This window comes from Acidobacteriota bacterium, from assembly GCA_003225175.1.
GTDB lineage: Bacteria > Acidobacteriota > Terriglobia > Terriglobales > Acidobacteriaceae > Gp1-AA112.
In genome coordinates, this window is sequence record QIBA01000070.1 from 18,495 (window position 1) to 30,822 (window position 12,328).

The 12,328-nt window shown below is 55.6% G+C and carries 12 protein-coding genes; 1 reads left to right on the top strand and 11 read right to left on the bottom strand.

The features are described from left to right. Positions 1-167: 167 nt before the first annotated feature. Complete coding sequence (hemG, locus tag DMG62_20570) at positions 168-1,592, bottom strand: protoporphyrinogen oxidase (GenBank protein ID PYY21054.1); 1,425 nt, start codon at positions 1,590-1,592, stop codon at positions 168-170. A gap of 285 nt (positions 1,593-1,877) precedes the next feature. Here hemG and add point away from each other — a divergent pair, with 285 nt between their 5' ends. Continuing rightward, on the top strand, positions 1,878-2,894 hold the full coding sequence (add, locus tag DMG62_20575; protein ID PYY21055.1) for an adenosine deaminase: 1,017 nt from the start codon (positions 1,878-1,880) through the stop codon (positions 2,892-2,894). A gap of 63 nt (positions 2,895-2,957) precedes the next feature. Here the strand turns inward: add and DMG62_20580 are convergent, their stop codons facing one another. The 10 genes from DMG62_20580 to DMG62_20625 all read right to left on the bottom strand — a co-directional run bounded on the left by DMG62_20580 (position 2,958) and on the right by DMG62_20625 (position 12,322). Continuing rightward, complete coding sequence (locus DMG62_20580) at positions 2,958-3,872, bottom strand: hypothetical protein (protein ID PYY21056.1); 915 nt, start codon at positions 3,870-3,872, stop codon at positions 2,958-2,960. A gap of 135 nt (positions 3,873-4,007) precedes the next feature. Next, a complete protein-coding gene (locus tag DMG62_20585; GenBank protein ID PYY21057.1) occupies positions 4,008-4,451 on the bottom strand; it encodes a biopolymer transporter ExbD in 444 nt (147 codons plus the stop codon). A gap of 47 nt (positions 4,452-4,498) precedes the next feature. Next, a complete protein-coding gene (locus tag DMG62_20590) occupies positions 4,499-4,972 on the bottom strand; it encodes a biopolymer transporter ExbD (protein ID PYY21058.1) in 474 nt (157 codons plus the stop codon). Between the two features lie 101 nt (positions 4,973-5,073). Next, on the bottom strand, positions 5,074-5,766 hold the full coding sequence (locus DMG62_20595; GenBank protein ID PYY21066.1) for a flagellar motor protein MotA: 693 nt from the start codon (positions 5,764-5,766) through the stop codon (positions 5,074-5,076). Positions 5,767-6,131: 365 nt separating this feature from the next. Then, positions 6,132-6,860, bottom strand: a complete 729-nt coding sequence (locus tag DMG62_20600) for an energy transducer TonB (protein PYY21059.1) — start codon at positions 6,858-6,860, stop codon at positions 6,132-6,134. Between the two features lie 65 nt (positions 6,861-6,925). Beyond that, entirely contained in the window at positions 6,926-8,128 is a 1,203-nt protein-coding gene (gene secF / locus DMG62_20605; GenBank protein ID PYY21060.1) for a protein translocase subunit SecF, read from the bottom strand. Between the two features lie 29 nt (positions 8,129-8,157). Beyond that, positions 8,158-9,780: a protein translocase subunit SecD gene (gene secD / locus DMG62_20610; GenBank protein ID PYY21061.1), complete on the bottom strand. Its 1,623-nt coding sequence runs from the start codon at positions 9,778-9,780 to the stop codon at positions 8,158-8,160. Beyond that, entirely contained in the window at positions 9,781-10,083 is a 303-nt protein-coding gene (gene yajC / locus DMG62_20615; GenBank protein ID PYY21067.1) for a preprotein translocase subunit YajC, read from the bottom strand. 208 nt (positions 10,084-10,291) lie between these two features. Continuing rightward, positions 10,292-11,590: a tRNA guanosine(34) transglycosylase Tgt gene (gene tgt / locus DMG62_20620; GenBank protein PYY21062.1), complete on the bottom strand. Its 1,299-nt coding sequence runs from the start codon at positions 11,588-11,590 to the stop codon at positions 10,292-10,294. 189 nt (positions 11,591-11,779) lie between these two features. Then, positions 11,780-12,322 carry a putative metal-dependent hydrolase gene (locus tag DMG62_20625; GenBank protein PYY21063.1) on the bottom strand — a complete coding sequence of 181 codons (543 nt, stop codon included), beginning with the start codon at positions 12,320-12,322 and terminating at the stop codon, positions 11,780-11,782. Positions 12,323-12,328: the final 6 nt, after the last annotated feature.

Sequence of the window (12,328 nt, forward strand, 5' to 3'; positions counted from 1 at the left end):
CAACAAAACGAACAGCAGACAAGCGACTGGGCGGACTTCGGTCCGCCCGATTTTTGTTTTGGAAGCCCAACCTCGAACGAAAAACAAAGCTCACGCAGATAAACGCTGATCTCCGGATTCAAGCAGATCGAACGGGCGGGACGTCTCTGTGGGCCTATTGCCTGGCTTCACGCTAACGCTCTCTGCGAGCGAATGCGCCGCACAATTGCATCTGCCGCGTTGCGACCAGCGCGGACACAATCTGGAATCCCGATTCCGTGGTAGGCGTTGCCGCTGAGGTGCAGAGTGGGAAAGCGCTGCATGTGCATTTCGAGTCTCGCGATTCGCAACAAGTGTCCGACAGCATACTGCGGCATGGCTTTACGCCATTTGAAGATTCGAACGAGCTGGGGCTCAGCGTCGAGCCCCAGAATTTCGCGCAGTTCGCGCCGGACGATTTGAACAATCTGCTCATCGGTCTCATCGACAATTTGGGGATCTCGTGTTCCCCCCATGAACACGCGAAGTAGCGTGGTGCCTGTCGGAGCGCGGTTCTCAAACTTGTTGTGAACAAAAGTGCAGGCGATCATGCGTTTGGCTTCGCTACGGGGAACAAGAAAGCCGAAGCCCGGCGGCAGCGTGATAGGGGCGCTGTAGACCAAGGCGACGGTTACGGCAGAACTATAGGAAATTTCGGAAAGTAATTCGACCGGACGCTCTGAGCCTGGGAGATCAGCGATCAGTCTGGCGCTGATGTGCGCAGGTAAAGCAAGGATCACACAATCGAAGTCCTCTGTTGTTTCGCCGAACCTGATCTGCCATCCGTCTTGCTGCGCCTTAAGGGAATCCACACGTTGAGACGAGCGCAAAGACTCTCGAGGCAATTGCCGCACAATTGCTTCAACCATGCGTTGCATCCCATCGCGCATTGCAGTGAAGAGCGACTGCGGAGGAGTCGATGTGTTCTGAGATGCCCTAGCCGCTATCGCACCCCGCACTAGACTCCGATGGCGGCTCTCCATATCGACCATCAAAGGCAAAGTTGCGCGTGCGCTTAGCATTGACGCCTCGGCGCCGTAAATCCCAGTCAATAAGGGATCGGCGAGCCGATCCACGAACTCTGAGTTGAAGTGGCGCGACACAAAGCTGGCCACGGTTTCGTCTTCATCGGGGTTGAGCGCCTGTGGAGGCCAGAAGTATTCGCGCGCCATGGCGAACTTCGCTTGGCGTGAGAACAGACGCGAGGTCAGCATTGGCGCGATCCTGGCGGGAACCATCATCTGCATTCCGGGAGGGATTGGCTCCAGACGTCCGTTGATCAGAATGTAAGTCTTCCGATCCCCATCGCGAGAGCCGATCAGTTGAGCGGAGAGGCGCAGATCATCGCATAGCTCGCGAGCCCAGGGCTTTGTGCTGAGAAACGAGTCGGGACCAGCCTCAATGATGCAGCCATTCACCCGTTCCGTCTGGATCATGCCCCCGAAACGGGACTCGGCCTCGAGGACCGTGAAAGAAACTGGCGTTGCTCGTCTGCGCTCCTGCTCAAGGTAGAAGGCGGTCGTCAATCCCGAAATACCACCGCCAACGATAGCTACACGGATCACCGCTGGAATCCTACATCCGGTCCAAGAGTGGTGGCTACCCGGTAAAGAGACTAGGGACTAAACGGTTAAGCGTGCATGTACCCGAGCAGCGAGAGCAACATGGTCACAACTACCGCCGCGATCAGGACGCGGTCGTTCCAGGGAGAGGAAGTAGGATCGGGTTCGGGTTTGACTTGGAACTGCATGTCGTCTCCTGAACAACCACATTGGTACAACATCTGATTAACACGGGAGCGAAAAAGTTGCACGTTCTCGAAGTAATCGAATTTCAGCTACAGTAAATCAAGATTGCTGATGGCGAATCGCGCTCTAATCCGTGCACTCCCCAAGGCTGAACTGCACTTACATCTCGAGGGCACCGTTGCCCCGGAATCGCTCGTCGAACTCAGTCGCCGGCACGACGTAACTCCCCTCACAATCAGGGAAGCTACTCAGTTATACGAGTATGCGGACTTCAACGGATTTTTACTAGCTTTCAAAGCAGTCACGCAACGTTTGCTGACGCCCGATGACTTCGAACTCATCACCTACCGCATGATCGAGAGCCTGCACGCGCAGGGAATCGTTCACGCTGAAGTGTATGTGTCAGTCGGAGTGGTTCATTGGCGGAAACAGCAATTCGAACCTCTTTTTGCGGGCATGGAAGTCGGCCGCGAGCGCGGAGAACGGGATTTCGGCGCGTCAGTTTTGTGGATCTTCGACGCGGTTCGTCACTTTGGGGTCCAAGCGGCGAAGCGGGTTTTTGAGTTGGCCGTCGAGCACAAAGATAGGCATGTGGTCGGAGTTGGGATTGGTGGCGATGAAAGCCGTGGTCCGGCAGAGCAATTCCGCGATCTTTATCGATATGCGGCAGACAAGGGCCTCCGACTGACCGCTCACGCCGGAGAAAGCGCCGGACCAGAGTCGATCTGGGGGGCGTTAAATATCGGTTCCGAACGCTTAGGACATGTCCTGAGTGCAATTCGTGATCCTGAATTAATTGAGGTGCTCGCGCAACGTCAGGTTCCAGTGGAGATATGCATGTCGAGCAATGTTCACACTGGTTGTTTGCTGGAGCTCGAGCAGCATCCAGTCCGTCGACTATTCGATGCTGGTCTTCTTGTGACATTGAACACAGATGATCCAGCGATGTTCCACACATCACTGAATCACGAATACGAACTTGCGCAGGATCTTTTCGAATTTACAGACGAGCACATTCGGGAACTGGCGAGGAATTCGTTGGAAGCGTCATTTCTGCCAGCCGAGAAGAAGGTTTCGATGCTGCAGAAATTCGATGAAGCGATAGAAAAAGCTGAGATCTCAGGGTAAGATTCCACACGGGCAAAGAAAAAGCCCTCGCTTTGCAAGGGCTCTTGCATCGAATTGTTCTGATTACTTGTTGGGGCTCGGCTGGTCGAGGACGATTCCGCCTGGACCTTGCTGCTTTTCAGCCTTGGCTTTCTTGGTTTCCATCGTCTTCTTCACCCAGTCGTCGGCGGTGGCAAGGTCCTGCTTACGAGCATCAGGATCGCCACATTCCAGATCCGCCTTTTCGCGGAACAACAAGTTCAGGTACGCCATCGCATCGTCGTAATCCTTGCGCAGCTCAAGAGCTTTGTTGAGATCTTCGATGCCTTCCTGTACCTCCTGCTGATTCTTAGTTTGAAGGTCAGAGCACAGCTTCTTGTCCTTGACCGGCTCATCGGTCTTGATGCCGGCTGCGGTCTTGCCGTCCATGCGGCGCTTGTAAGCTTCCGTCCAGTCGATTACAGCAACCGAGTAGTACGCTTCAGGATCGCTCGGGTCAGCTTTGATGACCTGAGCGTGATAGTCCTTCGCTTGATCAAGGTACTTGAGCTTGTCTTCCGGCTTCGAGGCTCCGCTGGCCATATTGAAGTAGAGTGATGCGATGCCTTTCAAGCTTCCGATTTCGCCAGGATTCTTCTCGAGCTGTTTCTTAAATTCATCGATTGCCTGGTTACAATTCCGGGTGTTTTCTGGGGTGTCTACTCCGGGAACGCACTGTTGGGCATACGCTGTAGCTAAATAAAGTCGAGCCACCGAAAGATTTGGATCAAGGCTCACTGCATTTTTGAAATGTTCGATGGCGGCGTCATATTGCGCGCTTCGATAAGACTGAACGCCCTTGTTCAGTTGATCGCGAGCTCTGAGCCTATCGCATCCCACCCCAGTGAGTGACGCGGCCACCGCGAGCGCCACCAGGAAACGTCCGCTTCTGTTCATGAAAGTCTTCCCAAGCTCCGTGCTGGAGCAAAAAATGTCTGCCGCGATTTCGAACCACGGCATTGTACAACGTGGGCTGTCGGCATTCGGCATTCGGCGTTCCTAACCTTCCATCGTGCAAGAAAGAAAAGCTAAGCCTATCCAGTAGCCAAACTGCCTTGCGGCCGAATGCTGAGTGCCGACTGCCGATCGCCGCGTTTATTGTCCTGCTTCGATCTTCGCCGTGATCAGACCGACTTTGTCGACTCCCGACGCATGTGCGATATCAATCACCTGCGCCACGTCGGAGAATGGAACATCGTCGTCGCCCTTCACGAACATCACGCGTTCCGCGCGGGTCTTGAAGATGTCTGTCAGGCGTTGCCCGAGATGGTCCCAGGTCTCATCGTCCTGATTGACCTTCAGCTTCGGACGTTGTCCCGGCGCGGCCTGAACTACCTGGACCACGATGGTCCGATCATTGGGCTCTTGTTGCTTCGTCTTGTCTTTCGGCGGCTGTGGAACCAGGGCATCAAGACCGCGTGGGGTGAGTGGCGTGATGACCATGAAGATGATCAGCAACACGAGAAGCACGTCGATCAGTGGAGTTACATTGATATTTGCGGAGGGACCACTACCGTGATCCCCAACTGCCATTGCCATATAAAATCCTCGAAACAATTCCGCCGAACGGCGGCGGAAGCTGAAATTTACTCTCCGCCTGCTGTGCCGGTCGCGCCCGGAGCTGTTTTGCGCTCAGCCAGTGGCTGCCGCTGCTCTGTCAGAAGACCAAGCTGATCTACGCCCGCCGAGCGGACGTTGTCTACTACGGCCACCACACTTCCATACTTCGCCCGTGCGTCTGCCTTCACGTAAACGCGCTTATCGACCTTGTTCGCCAAGCGATCGCGAACCTTATCGCTGAGCTGATCGGGGCCAATGAGGTCGTTGCCGAAGAAGACTTTATTGTCGCGAGTGACGGCGATCAGGATCGCATCTTCTTTATCGGCATCCGGCATCTGCTCAGGATTTGTGGTCTTCGCCAGTTCCACTGCGTGACCGTGCTGCAGCATGGGCGTGATGACCATGAAGATGATCAGCAATACCAGCATCACGTCCACCATCGGTGTGACATTAATGTCGGAGTTGACCTTCTTACCTTCGTCTCGTTTTGCTAACGCCATTGTGTTTGCCTACTTTTCGATTTGCCTACGCATCGCGGTAGAGATGTCCGCCGCGGCGGACGTCCCTACCGTACTGATTGTGAGGACTAACCAATTCGGGTCTAACGGCGTCCGCTGCGCTTGAGGAAATAATCGATCAGCTCAGAGGACGAATTGTCCATCTCCACGTCAAATGCTTCAACTTTATTCGTGAAGTAGTTGAACATCATCACGGCGGGAATTGCGACGAACAATCCGATAGCGGTCGTCACGAGAGCTTCCGAAATACCTCCGGCGACTGCGCCGAGACCAGAAGTCTTCTGCGCGGAGATCTGGCGGAAGGCGTTCAGAATTCCGATCACGGTTCCGAATAGTCCAACGAAAGGCGCTGTTGAGCCAATCGTTGCCAGACCGCCAAGTCCGCGCTTCAATTCGGCGTGAACGATGGCTTCGGCCCGCTCCAGTGCGCGCTTGCTTGCTTCGATCTGCTCGCCGGGAATGTCATTGGATTCGCCATGCGCCTTAAATTCCTGCAGGCCGGCAGTAACTACCTTGGCCAGATGCGACTTCTTGTTGCGTTCTGCAACCCGGATTGCTTCATCGATTTTGCCATCGCGTAAGGCACCTGCAACCTGTGGAGCGAAGGAACGGGACTGCTTGCGGGCCGCGTTAAAAGCGATGTAACGGTCGATCATCACGCCGATCGACCATGCCGACATGATGAATAGGACGATGACGACGAGGCGCGCCGGCCAGCCCATCTGCTTCCAGAGCGAGATCGGATCCCATCCGACTTCGCCCTCGGCTTGCCACATGGCTAGCGCAGCCAGCTTGTAATACCCCGCCGTTGCGAGAGTTGCCAATTGAATCACTTGAGTTAGTCCTCCTCAGAACTGTTTGATTGCGACGATGATTTCCAGATCACACGGCCGCATGTGTCACTAGAAGATTCGACTCCGGGTCAGTGCTGGATGTTCCCATCCAACTATCTCCGGAGGTAAAGCAAAAACATTGCATTCACAAGCCTTCGAAGTTAGGCGAAGGCAAGGAGCACGATTTACCAAAGGGGAAAACTGGATACCGAAAACAAAAGAACCGCGGGAGAGGCAGCTCTGCCTCTCCCTTGATTCAGAAGCTCACTTAATTCGAGAGGTTTGCCTGCCCTCTCCGGTCCCATTCTCTATCCGCCGCTCAGGGTGAAGTTCACCTGTATCGTGGTTTCCACCTCTACAGCCTCACCGTTCAGGATGTACGGTTTGTAGCGCCACTGGCGAACAGCATCGATCGCGGACTGATACAGCATGGGCGGACCACTGACTGCATGCAGGTTCTCAATCGTGCCCTGCTTGCTGATCGTGGCCTGCAAAACCACCTGTCCCTGAATGCGAGCCGTCTTCGCAATCGCCGGGTACGTCGGATTGGGTCCCGAGATCTTATTGCCGGCGACCACGCCCGAGGATACGCGCACTCTTTGCGGCGCGGCTACTTTGGGCGGTGGAAGCGAAGAACCTACGATTCCTCCCAGCACGCCACCCATAGTTCCTCCAGCGACACCTCCGGGAACACCACCTGCAACCCCTGCCATCTGTGGCGGTGCTTCATCTTCCTTCACCATTTTGATTTCTTTCGGGATCTTGGTTGGGGCGCGAAGCTGGTTGTTGACGACTTCCGTCTGTACCTTCACAACCTTCACCGGAGCTGCTGGTGGAGGCGGAGGTGGCGGCGGCGGGGGGGGCGGCGCGACCAGGAAGGTCATCAACTGCTGCTTAGGCAAAGCTTCCGTGTATATAAGCGGGATCAGAACCATGATGCCGAGCAGCAGCATCTGAAAGCCGAATGACAAGAACGTAGTCATGCCGCGCTTTGTTTTGATTCTTCCCGAAGACTCGACCAGGCTGTCCTCAAACATAGCCAATCTCCATGAGGGGGCACTTCTACTGCAATAGACACCGCAGGGGCCGATTTTGCTCCCAGTCAGGCGCGCATTTTGCTGCGACGACCAGCTACTCCGGGGACAGCTGCTGTTCCGGTCCTCGCTAAACGCCAGTCTTGGTAAGCCACTAACATAGGCGCAGCTACTGCAATCGAGGAATACGTACCAATTAGGATGCCTACTACCAGGGCAAAGGAAAACCCATGGAGAACCTCTCCCCCGAAAAGGTACAAGGAGAGCACCGTCAGAAATGTCAAACCTGAGGTGAGAACCGTCCGGCTCAGGGTCTGATTGATGCTGCGGTTTACGATCTCCGAAAGCGACTCTCGCCGGTACAGCTTGATATTTTCGCGGATACGGTCGAAGACGACGATGGTGTCGTTCATCGAATATCCGATCAGCGTAAGAATCGCGGCGATAACGGTAAGCGTTATCTCTTTATTCGTCAAGGAGAATGCCCCAACCGTGATCAGCGTGTCATGGAAGACAGCCACCACGGCGGCGACTCCGTAGATCCATTCGAAACGAAAGGCGAGATACACCAGCATGCCCGCAAGCGAATAAAGAGTTGCTAGAGCTGCCTGCTTACGAAGCTGTGCTCCAACCTGGGGTCCGACAATCTGCACGCTTCGCACCGCGAAGTGCGATGTGAACGCACCCTCTTTTAAGGCGCTTACCGCTTGCGGCGCTACCGAGGCACTACTCAGCTCATCGATCGAATTCAGCACGCCGGAGCGGTTTTTGTCGCGGAAGTCAGTGATGTAACGCGCGATGTCGTTGTAGCGGGTAGATGCATCAGTGCCAAGGTGTAGTGGGTCTTTGTCGAGCAGGTAACTGGCAATTTGCGAAGGGCCGCTATTGTTCAGGTCCAGCTTGCCTTGCTCTCCGCCAAAGTACTTTTCCATGGCGGCGATAATCTCGCTGCGTCCTCGGTCAAGCGACTGCTCGCTGGTCTCGCGCTGCGGGAGACGAACAATCAGTTCATTCTCAGTAGCGGCGCCGAGCCGTTGGATTTCGGCATCGTGGTATCCCGCATCGTCTACGGCGTGCCGAACTTTGCCGAGGTCGGGAGCGCTTGCGAACCTGACGTCAACGAGAGTCCCGCCCTTGAAATCAACGCCCAGCGGAATATGGTGCCAAAAGGCGATGGACAACAGGCCGGCGGTGCTGAAGATGAGAGAGAAGCCGAGGAAGTACCATTTCTTCCCCAGAAAATCGATGTTCGTGCTTTTGAAAAATTCCAAAGTGGTCAGTCCTTACAAGCTGGAGGCTACTAGATGCTCAACGCCTCACCGCGTTCTTTGCGGTTCAAAATGGCGTCAAAGATGACGCGCGAGACAAACACTGCGGTAAACAGGTTTGCCAGCAGACCGAAAGTCAATGTCACCGCGAATCCTCGCACCGGACCAGTTCCAAAAAGGAACAGAATCACGGCCGAAACGATGGTTGTCACGTGGGTATCCACGATCGTCAGCCAAGCGTGGGCGAAGCCCTGCTCCACGCCGGCCGCCGGAGCTTTCCCCGCCCGCAGTTCCTCGCGAATACGCTCGAAGATCAGGACATTCGAGTCCACGCCCATACCGATCGTCAAAATCACACCTGCAATACCCGGCAGCGTGAGTGTCGCGTGGCTGAAGCCCAGGAATCCAAGCAGGATGATCAGGTTGAGCAGCAAGGCTAGATCCGCATTGATTCCGGCTCCGCGGTAGTAAATGAGCATGAAGACCAGCACTGCGGTCATGCCCACGACCGCAGCGAGCACTCCTTGGCGAATCGAATCTGCGCCGAGTGAAGGCCCGACGGTCTCTTCATCGAGATAATGAATGCTCGCCGGCAGCGCTCCGGAGCGGAGCATCATTGAGAGATCCTGCGTCTGCTGCTCGGTGAAGGAGCCGGTGATCTGGACATTGTCGCGGATCTGGTCGCGAATCTCGGCCGCTTCGCGTACGCGATTATCGAGAACAATCGCCAGCCGCTCGTGCATGTGAGCACCGGTGAAGTCTGAGAATCGACGTCCACCATCATTGCTCAGATGGAAGTTAACGTCAGGGCGGCCGTTCTCATCGCGGCTCGGCTGGGCATCGCGAATGTCGCTACCTGCAACCGCTGCGGTACGCGATACAACGTAGTATTCAGCCTGATCGCCGCGTCCGGTGTTCCCGGGCAGAATCACTGCATCGGGAGGGATTGCTCCCTTATTCTCCCGAAGCGCCGATTGTTCGTCTGGATAGGGCCCACCGATTACCAGCCGGATATCAAGCATCGCGGTGGACTGCATGATCTCGCGCACGCGCGCCGGATCATCAACGCCAGGCAGCTCAACCAAAATTTGATAATCGCCGAGTCCGTGCTCTTGGATCACCGGCTCACTCACACCGAGCTGGTCCACACGATTCCGGATCGTATCAATCGCCTGCTGTACCGCCCGCTGCTTCAGCGAGGTCAGCTCAGAGGGCTTCATCACGATCTGATAGTTATTGCCCGCACCGCTGGAAAGGTCATAGCGCTGAAGCGTGTCGCTGACCGTATTTCGCAATGCGCCAACTTTGTCAGGCGGCACTCCGCTGACGGTGATGACTTCAGGACGGTTCTGCGGATCCGGCTTGGTGATGTCGGTGAAAGTGACGCCTGCCTTCGCGAGATCCTCGCGCAGAGACTGCGCCACGCGATCGGTTTCAGCATTCACAGCCTCATTCACTGCAACCTGCAGGATCAGGTGCGTCCCACCCTTAAGGTCGAGACCAAGATGAATGTTTTGCTGAATGGCGCCGAGAGGTCCCTGCTGCTTCCAGGCCGTGATGGCCTTCTCCGGATCGGTCCCGAGGAAAATGCCGTAAACAAATACAAGCAGCACAGCGATGATGAAAAATGTTTTCGTTAGGAGATTTTTGTGCATTTACTTGGCTTCTTCTGGATTGGCGAGAGCGGTCACCGCCGAACGGGCGACCTCGATTCGCAAATTATCGGGGGGGACACGCAACTGCACGGCGTCATCTTTGACGGAGATGATGGTCCCGCGAATCCCGCCGCTGGTGACCACACGGTCGCCATTTTTCAATGACCCCAACATCTGCTGCCACTTCTTCTGTCGCTTCTGCTGGGGCAGGATCAACATGACGTAAAAGATCGCGAAAATCGCGATTAGCGGCAGGAAAGTAACAAAGGCAGAGCCGGACGCTTGGACGAGCAGACAGCTAATTGGGTGTAACTCGATCAATTCTCTTCTCGTAGAGATTTGCGATTGGGTGATTTTGCGGTTTCGCGATCTCTCTTGGGCAGGACGGTGATCCTTGCGGCTCGCGCCGTCAAATCACGAAATCACCCGATTACCAGATCACGAAATCGACTTAAGGGCCGCCGAACTCCCCCATCGCTCGAGGATGGCGCGGCTTCAAGGAAAAGCCTGCTTAGCTCGTCTGCTCTGAAACCGGCGTGGCCTCAGAGAGCTTCGCCTGCAACTCTCCAAGCTTAATAGCATGACGGACGCTGCGCATCGTGTCAAGGTAATGCGCCAGGTTGTGGATGGTGTTCAGCACCGCAGCCAGCGGCTCTCCTGAGACAAACAAGTGCCGCAGGTACGCGCGCGTATAACGCGAACAGGTTGGGCAAGCGCACTTCGGATCAGCTGGCTGCTGATCGCGAGCATAGCGCGCATTCTTGATGTTCATTCGTCCTTCAGAGGTGAACAGCAAGCCGTGCCGCGCGGCACGCGTGGGCAAAACACAATCCATCATGTCGACGCCCATTGCTGCATACGCGACGATCTCCTCCGGATAGCCGACTCCCATTACATAGCGCGGCCTATCTTTGGGAAGAAGCGGCAAAGTACTGGCAATGATCTCGCGCGTAAGCTCCCGCGGCTCACCAACGCTCAGCCCGCCAATCGCATACCCAGGAAAATCCAGCTCCACCAAGCGTTCCGCACACTCGCGCCGCAAGTCAGCGTACATACCGCCTTGCACGATGCCAAATAAGGATTGCATTCTTCTTACAAGATTCTCGCCGCTCAGACAAAAGCGGTCATGTTGGGTGGAGGAGGGTTCCCGCGCGTTTTCACCAGCGCGGGAGACGCGGGGTCCCCAAGAACCCGGTGTTGGTTCTTGGGGTGCAAAGACCGGAGCCGAAGCATTTTGTGTTTTCTTTATGTGCGGAATCCACGACACCGCATCCTTGTGCGCCTCAAAATAATCTCTGCTTCGCCGGGCCCAACGCGCCGTCATCTCCATCGATTCGCGCGCTCGCTCTCGTCCAGCCGGATGTTCCGTGCACTCGTCGAACGCCATAACGATGTCGGCACCCAAGGCGATCTGAATCTCCACAGACCGCTCCGGAGTAAAGAAGTGGCTGGAACCATCAAGATGCGAGCGGAACTCCACGCCCTGCTCAGACACTTTGCGCAACTCATTGAGACTGAAGACCTGAAAACCACCGGAGTCGGTGAGAACTGGCCGCTCCCAAGACATGAAGCGATGCAGCCCTCCCATCTCACGAATAGCGTCGTGCCCCGGCCGCAGATAAAGATGGTAAGTGTTACCGAGAAGGATCTGAACCCCAAGCTCTTCCAGAATGTGCTGCGGAACCCCCTTGACCGAGCCGAGAGTGCCTACAGGCATAAAGACCGGAGTTTCGATCTCGCCGTGCGGAGTTCGCAGTTGGCCCAGGCGAGCCGGACCATCATTAGCAGAAATGGAAAAGGAGAGAGACATGAAGAATCGGGTGATCGGGCCATCGAGTGATCGGATGAAGTAAAGACGAGAATCTCTTTATCGGCCAATCACACTCAGCCGCTCTGATGATGTCACGAACTTAAGGAGAGGGGCTAATGGTGAGGATGTTAGCCGCGGAACAAGCGACTTTGGTCGTCATGTTTTTACTTCACCCGATCATCCGATTCCTCACCACCCATTCCGTTTGCGCAGGCTCGTAATATGCGCCACATGATGCAAACCATGCCACGCATATAGCGCAACCAACCAATCAACGGTTTGCACGCCATGCTCGGGATGACGAAAGGTGCGAGCGAAATCGGAATCGGACATCGCGCGCAGCACATGATTCCAACGCTCGTGCACAGCTTCGAGCAGCGCGAGAGAAGTTTCAACCGGCGTCAGACGCACGTCCGCAAGCTCGGCCCAGCGCCTCTCGTCGTAAGGCTTGATCGTCGGCTCATCTTCTGTGAGTGCCAATTTCGTACGGATCAACGCATTCATATGACTGTCTGGCACATGGTGAGCCACTTGCCGCACTGTCCATCCACCCGGCCGATACGGAGTCTCGAGTTGCTGAGGTGAGAGTCCGCGGAGCGCATCCCGCATTCTGGCCGGAACTTCTTCAATAATATCGATCGCCGCAGCGCGTTGCTGCTTCGTCATCGGCGCAGTGTAGGTTAATTTTCCGATGGGATAACTGAGGTCGGGAAGAGTAACCGTAGTGCTCATCGAATC

What these genes read in the sequence shown, in the direction of transcription:
- add (PYY21055.1), top strand. Translation starts at nt 1,878, where the DNA reads ATGGCGAATCGCGCTCTAATCCGTGCACTCCCCAAGGCTGAACTGCAC.
- DMG62_20580 (PYY21056.1), bottom strand. Translation starts at nt 3,872, where the DNA reads ATGCCGTGGTTCGAAATCGCGGCAGACATTTTTTGCTCCAGCACGGAG.
- DMG62_20585 (PYY21057.1), bottom strand. Translation starts at nt 4,451, where the DNA reads ATGGCAATGGCAGTTGGGGATCACGGTAGTGGTCCCTCCGCAAATATC.
- DMG62_20590 (PYY21058.1), bottom strand. Translation starts at nt 4,972, where the DNA reads ATGGCGTTAGCAAAACGAGACGAAGGTAAGAAGGTCAACTCCGACATT.
- DMG62_20595 (PYY21066.1), bottom strand. Translation starts at nt 5,766, where the DNA reads ATGTGGCAAGCCGAGGGCGAAGTCGGATGGGATCCGATCTCGCTCTGG.
- DMG62_20600 (PYY21059.1), bottom strand. Translation starts at nt 6,860, where the DNA reads ATGTTTGAGGACAGCCTGGTCGAGTCTTCGGGAAGAATCAAAACAAAG.
- secD (PYY21061.1), bottom strand. Translation starts at nt 9,780, where the DNA reads ATGCACAAAAATCTCCTAACGAAAACATTTTTCATCATCGCTGTGCTG.
- tgt (PYY21062.1), bottom strand. Translation starts at nt 11,590, where the DNA reads ATGTCTCTCTCCTTTTCCATTTCTGCTAATGATGGTCCGGCTCGCCTG.
- DMG62_20625 (PYY21063.1), bottom strand. Translation starts at nt 12,322, where the DNA reads ATGAGCACTACGGTTACTCTTCCCGACCTCAGTTATCCCATCGGAAAA.